General features: G+C 34.1%; 12 protein-coding genes. 6 read left to right on the top strand and 6 right to left on the bottom strand.

The window, feature by feature from the left end; translation table 11 throughout:
* Both LEP1GSC059_RS23905 and LEP1GSC059_RS23910 read left to right on the top strand, forming a co-directional pair.
* Positions 1-237: helix-turn-helix domain-containing protein (locus LEP1GSC059_RS23905; protein ID WP_020980165.1), on the top strand; the 237-nt coding region annotated here is incomplete at its 5' end.
* 29 nt (positions 238-266) lie between these two features.
* Entirely contained in the window at positions 267-746 is a 480-nt protein-coding gene (locus LEP1GSC059_RS23910; RefSeq protein ID WP_036056827.1) for an IS630 family transposase, read from the top strand.
* Positions 747-1,583: 837 nt separating this feature from the next.
* On the opposite strand, the gene LEP1GSC059_RS01545 is transcribed toward LEP1GSC059_RS23910, so the two are convergent.
* The 4 genes from LEP1GSC059_RS01545 to LEP1GSC059_RS01560 form a co-directional block, all read right to left on the bottom strand.
* Positions 1,584-4,544, bottom strand: coding sequence for a TonB-dependent receptor (locus LEP1GSC059_RS01545; RefSeq protein ID WP_017215616.1), 2,961 nt, complete (start codon positions 4,542-4,544; stop codon positions 1,584-1,586).
* A complete protein-coding gene (locus tag LEP1GSC059_RS01550) occupies positions 4,541-5,269 on the bottom strand; it encodes an LA3241 family PerA/PerB upregulated protein (RefSeq protein ID WP_017215617.1) in 729 nt (242 codons plus the stop codon). Before LEP1GSC059_RS01550 ends, LEP1GSC059_RS01545 begins: the two co-directional genes overlap by 4 nt.
* Positions 5,270-5,343: 74 nt before the next feature.
* Positions 5,344-6,726: an oxidative stress response protein LipL48 gene (gene lipL48 / locus LEP1GSC059_RS01555; protein ID WP_017215618.1), complete on the bottom strand. Its 1,383-nt coding sequence runs from the start codon at positions 6,724-6,726 to the stop codon at positions 5,344-5,346.
* A gap of 160 nt (positions 6,727-6,886) precedes the next feature.
* Positions 6,887-7,210, bottom strand: a complete 324-nt coding sequence (locus tag LEP1GSC059_RS01560; protein WP_002178031.1) for an LIMLP_04285 family protein — start codon at positions 7,208-7,210, stop codon at positions 6,887-6,889.
* Between the two features lie 2,001 nt (positions 7,211-9,211).
* On the opposite strand from LEP1GSC059_RS01560, the gene LEP1GSC059_RS01565 reads away from it, so the two are divergent.
* The gene (locus tag LEP1GSC059_RS01565) at positions 9,212-11,011 is read left to right on the top strand and encodes an adenylate/guanylate cyclase domain-containing protein (RefSeq protein WP_002177965.1); all 1,800 of its coding nucleotides are present in this window, start codon (positions 9,212-9,214) and stop codon (positions 11,009-11,011) included.
* Positions 11,012-11,015: 4 nt separating this feature from the next.
* The gene (locus tag LEP1GSC059_RS01570; protein ID WP_020980160.1) at positions 11,016-12,170 is read left to right on the top strand and encodes a FecR family protein; all 1,155 of its coding nucleotides are present in this window, start codon (positions 11,016-11,018) and stop codon (positions 12,168-12,170) included.
* 655 nt (positions 12,171-12,825) lie between these two features.
* Here the strand turns inward: LEP1GSC059_RS01570 and LEP1GSC059_RS01575 are convergent.
* On the bottom strand, positions 12,826-13,230 hold the full coding sequence (locus LEP1GSC059_RS01575; RefSeq protein ID WP_002177981.1) for a helix-turn-helix domain-containing protein: 405 nt from the start codon (positions 13,228-13,230) through the stop codon (positions 12,826-12,828).
* A gap of 547 nt (positions 13,231-13,777) precedes the next feature.
* Here LEP1GSC059_RS01575 and LEP1GSC059_RS01580 point away from each other — a divergent pair.
* Both LEP1GSC059_RS01580 and LEP1GSC059_RS01585 read left to right on the top strand, forming a co-directional pair.
* On the top strand, positions 13,778-14,683 hold the full coding sequence (locus LEP1GSC059_RS01580) for an LIC10906 family membrane protein (protein ID WP_004434387.1): 906 nt from the start codon (positions 13,778-13,780) through the stop codon (positions 14,681-14,683).
* 213 nt (positions 14,684-14,896) lie between these two features.
* Positions 14,897-15,205, top strand: a complete 309-nt coding sequence (locus tag LEP1GSC059_RS01585) for an LIC_10907 family protein (RefSeq protein WP_017215625.1) — start codon at positions 14,897-14,899, stop codon at positions 15,203-15,205.
* Positions 15,206-16,590: 1,385 nt separating this feature from the next.
* Here the strand turns inward: LEP1GSC059_RS01585 and LEP1GSC059_RS01590 are convergent.
* The gene (locus LEP1GSC059_RS01590; protein ID WP_036056842.1) at positions 16,591-16,989 is read right to left on the bottom strand and encodes a hypothetical protein; all 399 of its coding nucleotides are present in this window, start codon (positions 16,987-16,989) and stop codon (positions 16,591-16,593) included.
* Between the last annotated feature and the right edge of the window lie 367 nt (positions 16,990-17,356).

A 17,356-nucleotide genomic window follows, 5' to 3' on the forward strand; every position in this document is an offset into this window, starting at 1 on the left:
AAACACGGCTTCGATACTCCGATTTGGACTTGTCGTCGTGTAGCAAAGTTAATAGAAAAGAAGTTCTGTATCCACTATCATCCGGATCATGTATGGAAAATATTACGTAGAATTGGTTTTAGTGTACAAAAGCCGATTCGACGAGCTAAAGAACGAGATGAAAAAGCGATCTCGAATTGGAAGAAGCGTCGTTGGCTGAAAGTTAAAAAAAAGCCCAAAAAGAGCGAAGAAAGATAGTTTTTATCGATGAAAGCGGTTTAACGCAAATACCTACCGTGTTTCGCACATGGGCCCCCGTAGGACAAACGCCTGTTCTTACACATGTAGGGTCTTGGAAAAAGATTTCCGTAATCGGAGCAATTACACAAAGGAATTTATATTTTCAAATATTAAAGGGAGCAGCTAAACAAGAAGATATTATTTGTTTTCTTAAGTCCCTACTTCGCAATATCCCCGGGAAATTGATCATCATCTGGGATCGAATCAATATTCACCGTTCCTTGGCAGTCAATGAGTTCATTAACTCTTTGAATGGTAGAATAACAATTGAATTTCTACCTCCTTATGCTCCAGAACTAAATCCTGTCGAATATGTTTGGGGTAAATGGAAACGATATCTTCTTCCTAACTTTTGTCCGGAATCCTTTGAAACTTTGAAAAAAGAAGCTAAACGTTCATTAAGAAAATTGAAACGTAGAATTAATCCTGTTAAATCATTCTGGAATCAAGCTCGGTTGTCTATTTAAATTGGTGATATATTATGCAAATGTCAGTAACAGTGAGAAGGTGGGAAAATTTTCAAATTTTTGAATTTTTATAATATTTATAATATTTATAATATTTTTGTGGAATTTATTTTTATTTTAACATAGATAAAAAATCCATATAATTCTGTAAATTCCTCCTCTTTCAATCCATTGCTGGTTTTTTTCTGAGGAAAATTGCGAGTATCTTTTTTGTATAAGGATTGCAACCAAATCCTTTTGACTTTGTCTATAAAACTTGTAGATCTTACTTTTTCAGTTGTTTCTGTAAATACTTAGGCTTAAGAATTATGAAACTAGATGAGTATAGATGATGTTTCTTATACATCGAATTGATTTAGAGATCTCAAAAAACAAACGGTTGTTTCTCTCAAATTTGGTTTGTTGTCGGAAGAATTCTATTTTTAAGATGAGTTGGCGTAAGAACATGAAAAAGAATTTTCTAAAAGTATGAGTTCCCACAATTTTAGAATTTGTCTGTAAAATCGTGATTTGTAATAGTTCCCACAAATTAAACCACATTATAAATTTTAAAACATTCACTTTTTGTAATAGTTCCCACGTTTTAGGAATTGATCTGTAAAGTTTTGATCTCAACTTTTTTCAGAAAAATGGACCGTGGATTTCTTACACAGAATTCACATTAAAAATACGATTTTGAACTTGTACCAAAACCGTCCAATGTGGAAACTACTATGAAAATTTAACGATAAATAGATCTGCTCGAAAGTTTGCAAATTGGACGGTTTTGTATTTTAGTTCGTCCGCGTCAAGGCGCGTTTTCTCTTCGCGAATGCGAAGAGAAATTTGCGGTAAAATTTATAATTTATACGTTGCGGAAAAGGAAACGTCTAAACCGGTTCTATATTTTTGGAATACGTATTCTTGTCCTGTTAAAGGATCTGTTTGTGTAATTTTAAATTGTGTATTCATAATATTTCTGACAGAAGATCTAAAATCAAGTCTATCGTTATGTCTGTAAGTATAAACTACGTCGGAGGTTCCAGTCCCTTTTTGAATTGCGTTTGGAACTCCGTCTGATCCTACCAGTGCAATTCTATCGCTAAAGTAATTATAATAAAATCCTACGTTATGTTTTTTACTTTTAGATACGAACACATCTACTTTCAAATTGGCGACAAAGTCAGATTGACCTTGTAAAGGTCGATTGAGGGTAGTAGGAGAGTAGGCTGCGTATGTAGAAAGAGGGTCCACTTGGCCGGTTGTGATCAAACCGTAAATTTTAGAATCGATCACGTCCACTCTTGACTTGATAAAGAAAACGTTTGCTTCTACTCTTAACCACCAAAGAAGTTCTTTACGATAGTCTAATTCGATTCCTCGAATTGTTGCTTGTTGAGCGTTTGCGTATTTATACACCAAACTTGCACTTCCCGCAACTGGTAGGCCAATCAACTCGATCGGATTGGAAAGATTTTTAAAAAACGCTCCCACTCCTATATAATCTGTATTTGTAATATAGTATTCCCATCTAAGATCGTAATTATGAATGTACGTTCTTTGAAGACTTGCATTTCCGAAAATTCTATCTGCTTGAAAATAAGCTGCAAAACCAAAAGGAGAAAGTTCTCTGAGATCCGGTCTTGTAAGAGTTTGGGAATATCCCAATCTAAGATTCATGTCTTTTGCAAATTCCCAAACCACGTTTCCAGAAGGAAGTTTATCTTTTGTTCTTAGTTCTCCAATGCCTACGTTAGTTGAGTCGCAGATATTAGCCCTGATTAACAATAGTCTTTCTTCTTCGGAATTAGTCTTACATCCATAACTAGTATTAAAACCGTTCCAACTGTTTTTAAGGTCGTAGGTTTTGGTTTTTTGATAACTATCTTCGTATCTGACCCCTACGATCGATTTTAATTTTGCAAGTATCGGAATTTCTAATTGAGCGAAAGCGGCGCGTAACGCTTGGGAGGCGTCGTATGCGTTGTTTCCGGACGCACGTTCGTAGATTTTTCTATTTCCATTTGCATAGGCCAAAGGATTATAAATCACTTCTCCAGGAATTGGATAGGCTACGTCTCTATCACTCCCGGTAAAGTTTCTTTGTGCAATTTCTCTAAATTCAAAATGTTTAAATCGATCTAAGTTGCTGATTCCGAACTTCAATTTGCTTTGAAGTCCGTCCCATTGGTTGAAAGGAATTTCGTATTTCAAAGATTGACTTCTGACGGTATCTGCGGTGTTCGAAAAATATCTGGTTCCGTCTGGGTTGTTCCCCAGTCTTCTATAACCATTTGCAAGATCGGTTCCACCTTGGGACCAAGCCTGATTTCTTGCGTCTGGTTCGTCTCTTTCGGCTAATGCATAGTTGACGTTCCATTCCACTTTATGAGGTCTTGCACTAAAAGCTCTAACTTCGTGTTCTCCACCTAATGTGTTGTTGAAGATAGTTCTACTGATATAACTTAGGTTTGTGGATTTGAAGTTGAAGTTGTCTATGTAGTTTGCGCCGTCTCCCTCTCGAACGGTTTTATCGGATTGAACCGAATATAATGTTTTTATAAAGAACTGCTGTCCGATTTTGGGTTCGTACGCTAAATTTAAATTGTTACCCCAAAGAACTTCTTCTCCATAAATTTTGAGATTATTTTGGTTCAAAGGACGTAATATATTAGAATCTTTTAAATAAATAGAAATAGGATTGGAAGCTTGAAAACGTGCGTTTGCTTCTTCTCTATAGTTGTAACTTCTGTTATACGTAGTTCCTGCAAGAATTCCAAATCTTCCCCACTTTTCAGTCTTAAATGAATTTCCTGCGGAAATACTGAATGATTTGTTAAAAGGAGAATCCTCTTCTTTTGGAGACCATTCTTGATTGAAGGATAAGGCTCCAATTTTCATCAGGTTAGTTGGAATTCCGCCGAAACGATCTCCTTCTACAAAAGGAATTACTTTTGGTAAACCTGAGATCATATCTGGGAGTTCCTGTTTTTTAGAAACCAAACCGAAACTATTATTTATATCTCCAGTATTAAAAGTTTTGAATTTATGGCCTGCAACTTGAGTATTCTTTCCCACGCCTAAGGAAACGGAAAGAGAAAGAGTATCAGGATATTCTTTGGTTTCGATCTTAACGATCCCACCCGAAAATTCTGCCGAGTCTTCTGCGGAAGCGGTTTTAATCACTCGAATGTTTTTGATCACACCCGCGGGAAATAAATCCAAAGGAACAATTCTTTTATCCGGTTCGGGTGAAGGTATTACGGAATCGTTTAAAATGGTATTTGAATATCTTTCTCCTAAACCTCGTACGAAAATAAATCTACCACCTACGAGAGTAATTCCGGTTACTCTTCTTAAAACGTCTCCTGCGGAAGAGTCCGGACTTTTTTTAATCGCTTCCTCGCTGATGGCGTCTGAAACAACTCCACTTTTTCTTTGTAGAGCTAACAACGCGGATTCGGAATTTTCAAGACCTCTTCCTTTTACTTCCACTGTATCTAAAACCTGAGCTCCCATTACTACGTTCATAGAAATCCGAGCGCCTGGAGAGATCGTAATTTTTTTGAACTGAGTGGCAAATCCTATCATTTGAAATTCTACCGAATGTTCACCCGGAGGAAGGTTCAATTCGTATTTACCGTCAAAGTCGCTTCGAGTAGCGGCCTTGATAGATCGAACGATAATCACCGTTCCGAAAACCGGATCTCCTGATTCCGAATCCACGATTTTACCAACCAGTTTACCGGTCGTTTGACCAAATACTGGACTTGCTATCAGAGAGAAGAAAAAGAATAAGCTTAGAATTTTATGTTTCATGTTCCGTATGTACAAACTTTAAATTGATTTTTATGTTCTATAACGAGTTTGATCTCTTCGATTCGGATCGTCTTGGATCCAACTTGTAGATCCAATTCGCCAATGATATATCCGTTGATGTTTGTCAACTTACGGTTGTTATATGGCTGAGTAAGTGGGAGAATTTTAAAATCCCCTTTTGTATTTTGAATCTGTTTTCTAATTTTATCTAAACCGGCGGTTCTTCTTAAAAGAATCAGATACATAGAATCTTCTATTTTAGAATTTGCTGTTATATTGTTTTGATTTACGTTATTGGGAAGATAGATCTTTCTGATTTCTTCCGGGCTACAGGAAAAACGAAGTAAATCGTCTGGTTTATTTGGATTGTCCCTGATTTCTGTCAGAGCGATTTGAATGGCTTTTGCAACCGAAGACGAAGAGTTTAGGATTTGATAAGATTCTTTGATTTCTGATCTTAAAATTTCTTGATCTTTTTGGATTTCTAATGTGTGTTTAGGGTCTGTAAGTTCTTCTTTATTTGAGTTTGGTTTTGGGTTGCTCTTTTTACAATCAAATGTGAAGGCTGATGAAAATATAAATATTAGAATATTAAGAAAAATAAAATGGTTTGGAAGGAAAAAAGATAAGAACGTTTTATCTCTATGAAAAGTAAACTGATTGGAAGTAACGGCCTCGCGTGTCGATTTTTGGAGGGTTTTACTTTCGAATTTTTTTTGAAACATGATCTTGATGATTTTAAAATAGATTAAAAATTTTGAATTAGGATTCCCAAATTAGGGAATCCTAATATATAAGTTTATCTTGCTCTATAAACGGTCCAACCAAAAGCCCAGTTCAAACCGCTTACCATACCACCGTAAGTTGTGTTATCGGTAAAAAACGAATCCGAGGATTGAGCGCTTAGAGCGGAACCAGCTAAAGCCGCGGCTTCTCCGGAAGGTTGATAGTCCGGTTTGGTCGCAAATTCGCAGTTATCCGAATCTCCTGAACCTAAGGAAATTATAGGAGAGGAAGAAAGTCCGTTTGTAGGTAATACACAGGCTGCGTTGTTTCCGTTTCCTTTTGCCGCTTCTACTAAAACGTTTGCAAAAGTAGGGGAAGTCGCTGCTCCACCGGCTCCATTGGCTACACAATCAATATTTCCGGCTTGAAAACCGTAAATGGCTCCGTTCGAAAATTTACCTTGAAGTCCTTCTCTCAGTCTTGCTCCAAATCCGTTGGAAACATTTTTTCCAAGAAGAGTAAAGTTAGAAAGTTTTACGTTCGTGGTCGTTTTAGAAGTTGCGGATGCGGTTCCACCGCTATGAGTTCCGTCCATTTCAAAACCATGAGGATCGGTGGATGCAGTTCCGCCGCAACTGGTAGGATATTTATGAGCGATTAAGAACTGAACCTTTCCAGTAAATGCTTCATCTAAATCTAAGTCGTCGTCCATTCCACCGGTCATCAAAAGATATTTACCGGTCCAAGCGCCGCCCCAAGCTTCGATACCATCGTCTAAATGTCTATGAACTTGAACGTGATCTAAAGTAGTACCACTTCCTACCACATACATAGAAAGTCCGTTTAACTCGTCACCGGGAGAAACTTCGTTTCCTGCAAACTCAACGATCGTATAAGTAAGGTTACCCGAACTTCCGTTATCATTTGCACCGCTATTGTATTGAAGACCGGTTCCACCTTCTGTGTTTTGTGCGGCCGCTCTGGATCCGATGCCGTCTCCTACGATCAAAATTCCACCCCAATCGCCAGGGGCTCTGTTTCCAGAAACTTTAGAAGAAGTAAAACATACGGGTGCAGTAGCGTCTCCATTGGTTACAATCTTTCCGCCTTGTTCGACAATCAGAGCAGAACCTGCAGTTCCGAAAATTACGGAACCTCTTTCAAAAGTAAGAGTGGCGCCGTTTTTTACTCTAACGATTCCGCTTAACGAGGAAGAGGAGTAAGCGGGAAGATTCTGACTAGAAGTGATGTTGCCCGAAAGAACTGTGTTTCCACCTTGAACCGAAGCACCGTCGCAGATAGCGGCTCCGGCGTCGCTGTTACCTCCCGCTAAGAGTGCGAGAAGTAATAACATACTATTGTCGCTTTTGTCTTCTTTACAATTGATAAAAGAAGAAAGTAATAAGGCCGCACTTACGATTAAAAGTGAAGTCCTTTGTAAGAAAGTTGATTTCATCTTATAACTCCTTGAAAATAAACCGTAGAAGGTCTGAAACAAAGATAGAGGGAAGGAGTTACGTATAAGTTACAAACTGATATAATTCGCGTAACTTTTATTAAATTAAAAAGAAAGTTCTTTTGCAGAATCAAAAAGTAAAACGGCATGATTTTGTTTCCTATGGAAGTATAAAAAATAGGATTAAAAGTAAACCCATCGATCCTAAAGCAAGATAACGATCTGATTTGGTTTCTTCTTTCGATTCTTCTTCTTTTGCCCAGGTAACTTCTTTTTTTTGGATTGTGACCGCTTCTTTTTTAAAACCTCTTCTTGTGCCGTCTTGGTATTCTACGATAATTCCTTGTTCGTTTTCTGAAGTTTTAACGTTTTCAATCACTTCGTTTGTTTTAGAGTTTGTGACCGTGTCTGCAAAAAGTAAATTAGAGAAAAATAATGCAGACACGCATAAGAATAGGATGAATTCAGAACGTCTTGTAATCATTTTGTAATCGTTCTCCTTTGAGAATGATATTCGCTTCTCATCCATATCAGATTCTACAAGAGGAAAATCGTACGAATTGTTACAATCGTATTAAAGATAAATTGTAGGGATTTTAAATTAAGAATCTAAATTGATAAACTTTTTTATGTATTAGAGTTGTTGAACAACTCTATAGTTCGACGTAAAAAAATCTGGACGGAACCGACTTGCCACAGACAAGCCGGACCGGGTCCTCAGCTCTGGTTAATAAATTGTATAAAAGAAACGTAATGCGACATTTCGATTTTAGTTTTAATCTAGAACGCGATCTGTCGAGCGATTATAGAAGCGAGACGCTGAGTTTGAGAGAGCGTTCTGCTGAGTTCTTTCGTATCGATTCCTTTCACGTTAACACATGTTAGTTCAGATTAACAAAGCTGCTTCAAACGACCGTTTTCACAAAACCGATGAGAATTCGTTTATTAACAACACTATATTAGGGTTTACGTATTTAATTTAAAGATTTCGGCTTAAATTGAATTGAAAGGATATTTCTATAAAAAAAGGAAATTAAATTCAATTCATCTAAACAGAAGTATAAAATGATTTGAAACCGACAAAGTTCTTTTAGTTTTTTCAGAAAGTTAGTAATTTCTAAAACTAATTATAGAACGATTCCATTCGAAATCATTTTACTAACGGCTTCTAAAATTATACCTTCTCGAATCTTTTGAAAGGTTCCCAGAGAGACTTAACGCGTAATACTTTCTAAAAGTATAATATTTTATCGAATAGAATAGAATCATTTTCTAAAGTAAAACTTTTGTGTTCGTTCCTATTTAATTACATTTTTAAACTTATTCATATAAATTTTTTAGTAAATGAATCAGTGTAAGTTGGTCAATGTCCTAAAGCCATTTCAAAAAAATTATCTTTGAGTAAAATACAGAATTCTAATATATTTTTGAGATAACGGTAACGCTACATCTAAGAAATTAAAATTTCAATTTAGAAATAGAGATCAGTATAAAAACTTATAGCTCTTGGATATTGCTTGAGGAGTTCAATGAAAAATATTATTTTATATAAAGTATATTGATGAATTTCTGGAATATATCTTTTATATTAATTGCTTATTTTTTTACTTAGAACTTATTCCAAAATGTGGTGACTACTGCGAAAATTGAACTGCTCGAAAATTTGCAAATGCGACTTAATTTGTAGGAACTGCTATATTTTATTAAAAATTTCCAAATAGTTATCGCGTAAAATTCTTTGAGATTTTGGGATAAGTTCTTAATTTTTAGAATAATTATCTGCCGAAACGAATTCGATCCTATATATAGTTTTAAGCAATCCATATTCTTACGGTTCGTAAATAGTTGATTCTGCGAAAATGAATTTTATTTTCTGAATATAATAGAAAAAACATTCGTCGAAGTTATTTATAAAAAATTCTATTATAAAATTTGAAAGTTCCTTATAAAATCAAAGATTGTGTAAAATCAGTATTTAGAATATTGTATGATAGAATTACAAAATACGGGATAAAAACGTCAAACATACAATTAAAACAACTCATAAAGTAGCAAAAAGTTTTCAAGTAAACGGAATAAAACGGCGCCTAACTTCAAATATATTGCGTGCCTTTTTTTCATATTTTTCGTCGATTTAAAAAAGAAAATATCAGGAGTTAAATTTTAAAAGTTTGTAGGATTGTTCGTTCGTTTCTCAAAGATGCTCTAGAACCAAAAGAAAAATTTTAGAAAAAGGATACAGGGTAGAATCGAAAAGACCAAATTTTCCTGCCAGAAGCTAGAAAAAGGTTCTTTTTGGGGCAGCGTTTAAAAGTTTGCCGAGAACAATCGGATAAAAATTAAAGGAGAAAGAATGAATCACTCTATTCCGAACTTTCTAAAGCCGATCATTATAATAGAAATCTATAGAATAGTTATCGTTTTATAAATTCAATTGAATGTAATAAACTCTTTGATCGGATAACAAAACTCGAACGGGAACGTTATGAATTCATTGCTCAATCTATATAACTGGAATATTCGCCAAAAGTTAATGGTGATCATTTCAATTATCATTCTTATCTCTTTAGGAACAATCATTGCTCTTGCTACATATTTTTTCAAATCGGATAACGAAATTCGCGTCAAAGAAAACAACTTGAAACTGACGGACGTAATCAGTCAGAAAATACGTTCGGATATTGCTTCTTTGACAAAACGTTCTCTACTTCTTGCTCGGTCTGTAGCGGATTCAGAAGGATCCAGCGATATTTTACAAAACGACGACGATATTTTTTATCTGAAAATTTTCAGAAAAGAAGGTTCTGATTACGTAGGTGTAAAACGAATCATAGACGAACGTACACTTAGAGATTTTAAAGTTAGTTCGGATAACGCGGATAAAATCGTACGTAAATATTTAAACGGACAAAAAAAGGCTCAGTTTGGAAAGCCACTCGTATTCAACGTATCCCCCGATTTTCGCAGACCAGTATTGTATCTTTCCATTTTTGTAGGAGACGGAACTAATTCGGCAATACTCGTGTCTTTGGTTAAAATGGATTCTATATTAGATTCTTTTAAAACGTCCGGGATCACACAATTTTTCCTAGTAGGGAATGACGGCAAACTAATCGCACATTCCGATTCTAAATTGATCCTACAATCTACCGATCTTAAAGACGAACCGATCGTTAAAAATTTGTTGGAAAGTCCAATTAGTAACGGACAAACTCGTTACAAGGGAAAGGACGATCAATACTATTTAGGATCTTTTAGAAGGATTGGATATGCTGGGCTTGGAGTAATTTCCAGTACTTCTGAAAAGAAAGCGTTTGAAGAAGTTTATAATATTCAAAAAAGAAATATTTATCTGATGATCGTAGTGGTAAACGTTTCTATATTATTCGTATTTTTTTATGCAAGAAGGATGACAAGGCCCATCCTTAAACTCGTGGACGCTTCTAAACAAATCGAACAAGGAAACTTTCATATAGATCTCAAACCGGAGTCAGGGGACGAAATCGGAAAACTTACATCTTCCTTTGTCGAAATGGGAAAAGGTTTATCCGATCGGGATAAGATGAAAGACGCTTTCGGAAAATTTGTTAACAAAGACATTGCGGAAATGGTTTTACGGGGAGAAGTAAAGTTAGGAGGAGATAAAAGGGAATGTGTAATTTTATTCTCCGATATCCGTAACTTCACTTCTATTTCAGAAAAAATCGAACCGGAGTTAGTCGTAGAATTTTTAAATCAGTATTTTACCGCAATGGTAAAGTGTATTAACGAAAACGGAGGGAGCGTAAATAAATATATAGGAGACGCAATCATGGCCGTTTGGGGCGAATTGGGACATACAAATTCAGATACGGAAAAATCGATTCTGGCCGCGTTGGATATGCGCAAGAGTTTGATACAATTCAACAAAGGAAGAGGAGGTGATAAAAAACCGAAAATTTTGATCGGGATCGGAATCAACACGGGAGAAGTCATTGCGGGTCAAATCGGTTCCGAGGATAGACTAGAATATACGGTTATAGGTGATACTGTAAATCTTGCTTCTAGAGTAGAATCTTTAACAAAAGTATTCGGTGCAGATATATTGATCACAGGAAACTCTTACGAAAAGGTAAAAGGAATTTTTAATGTAGAAAAACTAAAACCGATTCAGGTAAAAGGAAAAAAATCCTTACAGACGATCTACGCGGTTTTAGGACATTCTAAAGATAAAAACTGTCCTAAAAATTTGAAAGAACTTAGAAAACAAATTGGAATGGAATTCAAACCTGGTAGGTCTAAATAACGATATGAAAGATAAAATTCTTTCAGGCGACAAACCGATTCTATTTCTTCTTATATTTAACATCGTATTGTTTACGGGAGTATTTATATACGATTATACTCGATATGGGTATCAGGGTTCTCAAAAAGTAATTGGAACTATTCTTTATAAATCGAATACAACCCAAAGAAAATATGATTCCGAAGTGGTCTGGAAAGAAATTGAAGTGGGAAATTCCGTCCAAAACAGAGATACAATTTTAACTTCGGAAGGTTCTCAGGCAAAGATCAGACTTTCAGATGGAAGCGAAATCATGATCGCTGAAAACTCGATGATCTTTATAGATTATCTAGACAATCGCACTAATTTGGAAATTTCCGCAGGTGGATTACAGATCACAAGAAAATCGGATAACAAAGAAGATACCTCCTCTTTAGGGATTCGTTCTGGTGATGGAGTGTTGAAACTTGTAGAAGGAGTCGTAAACGTAGAAAAGAAAAAGAATCAAAAAACTCTGGATTACGCGGTTCTTTCCGGCGCGGTTAAACCCGATCCTAGTAATCCTTTTCCCATGTTGCCTAAAAAGTCTTTAAACGGATTTGAGAAGTTATTTCCCGGGTCGGAAAATATCCAAACGGTTAAATCCATTCAAGCCGCCGCTTCTGCTGCAAATTCCAATCTGTCAACTAACACTAATTCGGCGACTACGGTTGGCTCTGGTTCTTCTGTATCAGGTTCTAATACTGCCCCACCTATAAAATCTGAAAATACTACAAAATCACAAAATACAGAAGCTGATTTACAATCTAAATCTGGTTTAAAAACAGAACGAACTAGTTCAGTAGATACTTCATCATCCGGAAAGAAAATACCTGGCTCCAATCAAAACGAAAGCAATTCGAAATCGGATTATGATCCAGGAAATTATATTAAAAAACAAAAGTATGAACATAAGGTTCAGGAGAAGTCCGATTCTCCTGCAGTTCACCAAAATAAAACGGAGTTTAAACCTTCCGAATCGACTCAGGCCCCATCTACTAAGAACGGTAGATCTTCTTCGGAAGTAAAAAAACAAAGACAAAACCGGGAATGGACCCCTGAAGAATTACTTCGACAAGAAAAAGAAAAACGCAGAAGAGAAAGGGAAGATAAAGAGCAAAGAGAATTTTTGCGGATGTAAAACTTTACTCTAAAAAAATTGTGAATAAAATTATGGTTTCGTGTAATTTTTCTCTGAGGAGATTTGTACTTCGTTCTTTAAAAAAAACGCACTCGAAACAGAGTGCTTAATGTTAGGATTGTCTAGAAAAATTAAAATCATTTTGCAAAACTTTTGAAGGCTACTACGTAAAAACGAGAGTCTATAATTGTGATTCTCTTAATTTCAAGCATCACAACCTTCCTCTCAATACTATTGTTGTAAAATTTCAGTCAATATAAATTCAATTGTGGTATAAATTTATTGGATTTAGTTTGCTTAAAAACAAAACGGAAAGGTTTCGTTTCTTCTGAAATTGAAATCTTGCTGTAGTTAAAGAATGGATTTTGTTTTAAAATTTAGAGTATTGGATCTCAAAGAAGAAGAAATTTGTGATTCTGAGAGCAATTTTAGTTAACATCCGGTTTTAAAATGAAAGAAAAAATCATGTCACAAAATTTTCAAAAACTTAAGAATTTAACGCAAAAGTATTGAAAAGAATTTTATAAAAGGGAACCTCTATAAAAACCAAAGGGTTAATAGTCTTAAAATCCAAACTTGTATAAAATTTTATCTCGATTGATTTTTAGAAAAAGGTTTTGTTTAAACGGACCTTAAACAATTTTTGAGATGCGTCTTAATTGTTTTCGATTTCTTTTTTTCCCAGGCTAAAAATAAATCTTTGAGCAATTTCAAATTCTTTTTTTGGAAGCACTGTAAGTATTTCGATCATTTTCGGAAGTCCTTCTTTAGAAGTTATTTTTTTCAACAAAGTATTTTCCAATTCAAATTCTTTCGTTCTTATTCGAGATGTTTGTATTCGTCGAGTTACCTTTTCCGGAAGTTCTCCTTCGAGAAGCCATTGTCTTCGGTATCCATGTACCATTTCTATTGTAATCGCTGCGTCTTCCGGTATTGGAAATCTACCACTTAACCAACCACTGATTGTTTGTTTGGATTTGCCAATTGTGACTCCAAATTCCTTTTGATTTCCTTTGAAATCTAAAAGTATGGTTTTTAGTCTTTTTTTTTGCTCGCTCAAAATATATCCTGAAATAATACTTTTTAATTGACATTAGTATTAAAATAATACTAATCTGTCTTTAGAAAACCTATAAGTAGCACAACTTTCAAAAAATCAATTCAAATGTCAGTTCTATTGCAACTATGGGTCATAATCTTTAAAAAAATAAATAGTTTTATGCTATAGAAATGGATTGGTTGTATAAAAACATGTTTTTGCCGTTGAAAAATAAAATGTTTTTGATCTTTCAATTTTCTTATCCTCAGAGTGATGTTTCCTTTCAAAAAAATTTACAATACGAGCGAAATCGGGGAGAATTACCGGTGCGTATCGTATCGAAGCGAAAAATAAGATCGATGTAAAAGTTTTGTCGGAACACACTCCAAAGGATAAAGAAACAACTCTTTTCCTCTTGAAGATAAATCTGAGTAAATCTTTGTCTGAATTTGAACCATAGATAAAGATTGAGATATATCATCGTGAATTCCAAAACTAGTTTTGGTTACAGAACCAAATTACTACCGATAAGCGAAGACAAATATTAAATTTAGCGAAGAATTAGCGTATGAACCTCAACCATTTAATTCCAGTTTTAGCGGGATTTCTCCATTTGTTTTTTGGAATGTATGTCTTTAGTTTAAAACCAAGACAAAAGTTACAAACTTTATTCCTGTTTATGAATATATGTATGGCTCTTTGGCTTTGCATCCAAGGTCTTAGAGGATTATTTCCTCTTGAATATCGTAATTTCGGATTAAACATAACGTTCCTTCCGATGTCCATTGCGACTTTTATCTATTATATTCTTTGTAAGAAGATGGAAAATCCAGATCAGAAAATTTCGATTTGGATACAAGTGGCTGGATTGATCGGATTTCTTTATTTTACTTGGGCTTCTTTGAATCAGAAAATGGTCGTATTGGGAGATCCAAACACTTTCGTTTTCGATTTTAGTTTAAATTACCATTTAATCATTATCTTTTCGGTTTTTTGGGTGGCGTTGTCTGCTTGGACAATTTTAAAAAAAATGTTGGTTAAAAGAGGAAATGATAGGGTAAGACTTTTTTTTGTTTTGCTCGGTTTCATGTTTGCTTATCCAATGACGTTGGTATTCATTTATTTTCTGCCTTTTTTAGGGATTTATAAAGCTTATTTATCTTCTTTGGGTCTTTCCATTGGATCAATCTGTTGGGCGATTGCAATTTTACACTATGACGCTTTTAAAATTAAAGCAGGTTTGATTCAAGGCCAAAGAGTTTCATTTATTAATCGCTTGGCTTCTAAGCCCTTTTTGACGTTGATGGGCAAATTGGATCCAATGCGATTTATTCAAAAAAGCTCTAGAGAAAAAGAAGAGCTTACGAAACAAATTCTCATCCAGGATTTTTACCTTGCTGAAAATACAGGTGAAATATCAGTCGATGAAAGAGCTAAAATTCTTTCTAAGCGGTTTGGTAAATATTTTAAGTAATAATTATCTAAGAACATTTCAAAAATCCATCTGTGATAATATTATTTGACTTATTATCACAGATGGATACCTTTGTGCTATCGGGTATATTTCGAATTAGAATTCGAGTCAATTTTTTTGTAATTTGAATTCGGATCTGTTTTGAAGCGATCGATTTCTTTCAATCGATGCTAAAATTGATTTTTAGTTACTCGCACGATAGAGGAGGTTGATATGTCGAAGTGGTATGATCCGGCAGAACTGGAAGATTTTTTAGGTTCATTGCCTAAGTTTAGAGTGAAACTTCAACTTGCGTCCGAGTATAAAAATCGCCAAGAAAAAGTACCAAAAGAACTCAGATATATGATTTTAATTCAAAAATTGTATCTGCAAAAGAAAGTACTTTTAAGACGAAACGAATGGATGAAAGGAGAATTAAAAAGTATTTTCTCGGAAAAGATTCAACTAGAGAGTGAATTTAAAACTCTGGAAAAACTATTGAAAGAAACGCGGAATGAAAACGCAAATTTGATCTGTGGTTAATTTGGCTTTATACTACTCAGAACTACATAATAAAGTATCAATTCGATAGTTTACACTTCAATCATATGAATTCGACATAAGAGAATTGGATGAATCCACTCGCTTTTCAGCTCCAGTTAATTAACTACATGAAATAAACTTAATATAATGCGAGTTCGGTATAACTAATGGAAAGTGATTATTATGTTGTGACCGCAATGTTGAGTTTTTATTCGTCGAATTCACGTTAATATAATATTTCATCTTTAGTTTTAATTTATTAGAGTTGTTGAAAAACAATTCTCTATGAGTTTCCGTTTTATGGAAACGGTTGATTGAAGCAGTTTTTTTGATCTGAACTATGAAATTTTCAACAACTCTATTTGTCGAGCGACTATAGACGCGAGACGCTAAGTTTAAAAGAGCGTTCCCTAGTTCTACGCCTCAATCGATTTCGTATTTAATTACGACTTAACGTATTTAAACAAATCTTTGTGATAAACATTTAGATACTCAATTTTATAAAGATAAGTAATTTATTTTAACAACTGAGAAAAATTTTTAAAAGATAATCAAGTGCTGTTGATTAAAAAAATAATTCTTTTATGAAAATGAAGAAGTGCTCTTGTCTAAGGTTTGGGAATATTTTGAACTTTATTTATAAAAATCAAATATCTCTTTGTCACGATAAACTATTTTATTCAATTTTGTTCATTATTTTTAATGGATTGATTGTAAATTTTCTTATAATCTTTTAAACATTACGAATACCTAAGAGAATTTACATGATTAAACTGACTCTATGAGTATTTTCCTTGGAAATTGTGTAGATAGAAAAAGAATCGTGGTTTATAGATTAGAGAACGAGATATTTTTTTGACTTCGATCTCTAAATAAAGAATAAGTTTTTCGAAAATATTGCAAATTTTGAAAAGAGAGAGTTATACAATTAAATCGTTATAAAATAAATTTATAATTTAGTGACTACCTTTTTTGAGGATAAAATACGATATGCAAAAATTCTATATATAGAGCGGAGACTTGTACCTGAGTTTGTTGTATTTTTTAGGTAATTAAAAATTTCTACAAACCTGTTCCAAATTTTAAAGATTACTGATGGAGAGTTAGAAAGTTCGTAAATACCCAGATTTGCCTGATAGTTTTTGTGAAAATTGAAAAGCCATCTCAAAAATAATTTATCCTTGCTTAAAATGTCGAATTCTAAGATATTTTTAAGATAGCGTGTTGAAACTTTGAAAGGATTATCATTTATGCTTTTTGAGGTTTTGGCATAAGTTCTGCGTAAAAGTTTGATCTGAAACGTTCTTTTTCAATTTTATTGAGGTTTTTACGAGATAAATTTAAAAGAAGTCTGTTTTGTAAAAGTAAAATTGTTTTTAGCAAATTTAGATTTGTATTCCTCTTTTTTTGAGAATGTCTAAGGCGGTCTGTCTTAGCAATGGATGAATTTGAAATTCAGAGACATCCGGAAAACTAGGAGTGGACGGAACTTCGGCCGTTGGGTCTGCAGGTTGGGCTTTGAATTTATCTGCACCAATCCATTGGCTAAAAGCCCAAATCATTCTTTGGAAAATTTCATCGATTCGTTTTTGATAACCTGCTTTTTTGTAATAACCATAGGCGAGCAGGGGCATTTTTTTTTCGTACATAAAATGATCCCCTAAACGAATGAGTCCGTCTTTATATTCTGCTTTGATAAAAAGATCTCTGGCTTTTCGAATATCGCCCTCGTTGAAGGCTCGGTTACCTTCTCGGATTATTTCCGCCTTTTCTTTGGAATCCATACTTAAACTTTCGGACATTTTTCTAATTTGCGCAAGTGAAAAATGAAAGAATATCAAAGATTTCCTTTAAAGTTTTAGATTGTAATTCTAATTTCATTTTTTGAAAATAATTATGGTTTTTAAAGAGAGTAAGTAAGTTTAGCATTGGTTAAAATGTTCAAGAAGTTTTGATTATAAATTTGGAATGTTTTTAGTTTCGATATTGTAAACGAATACACATGATTCAATGTTCTTACAAAAGAAAAATAAAATATCTATCAAAACGCTCTTGATTTCATTTCTAATAACTCTACGTAATATTTTAGATAGAATCAGGGATGTAAGACTACGTTTTTATATTATAAAAATATAAAGAAATTATTATATT

The organism is Leptospira noguchii serovar Panama str. CZ214 (assembly GCF_000306255.2).
Lineage (GTDB): Bacteria > Spirochaetota > Leptospiria > Leptospirales > Leptospiraceae > Leptospira > Leptospira noguchii.

Excerpts from the sequence above, each read along its gene's own strand:
- lipL48 (WP_017215618.1), bottom strand. The coding sequence starts at position 6,726 with ATGAAATCAACTTTCTTACAAAGGACTTCACTTTTAATCGTAAGTGCG.
- LEP1GSC059_RS01560 (WP_002178031.1), bottom strand. The coding sequence starts at position 7,210 with ATGATTACAAGACGTTCTGAATTCATCCTATTCTTATGCGTGTCTGCA.
- LEP1GSC059_RS01580 (WP_004434387.1), top strand. The coding sequence starts at position 13,778 with ATGAACCTCAACCATTTAATTCCAGTTTTAGCGGGATTTCTCCATTTG.
- LEP1GSC059_RS01545 (WP_017215616.1), bottom strand. The coding sequence starts at position 4,544 with ATGAAACATAAAATTCTAAGCTTATTCTTTTTCTTCTCTCTGATAGCA.
- LEP1GSC059_RS01565 (WP_002177965.1), top strand. The coding sequence starts at position 9,212 with ATGAATTCATTGCTCAATCTATATAACTGGAATATTCGCCAAAAGTTA.
- LEP1GSC059_RS01585 (WP_017215625.1), top strand. The coding sequence starts at position 14,897 with ATGTCGAAGTGGTATGATCCGGCAGAACTGGAAGATTTTTTAGGTTCA.
- LEP1GSC059_RS01550 (WP_017215617.1), bottom strand. The coding sequence starts at position 5,269 with ATGTTTCAAAAAAAATTCGAAAGTAAAACCCTCCAAAAATCGACACGC.
- LEP1GSC059_RS01570 (WP_020980160.1), top strand. The coding sequence starts at position 11,016 with ATGAAAGATAAAATTCTTTCAGGCGACAAACCGATTCTATTTCTTCTT.
- LEP1GSC059_RS01590 (WP_036056842.1), bottom strand. The coding sequence starts at position 16,989 with ATGGATTCCAAAGAAAAGGCGGAAATAATCCGAGAAGGTAACCGAGCC.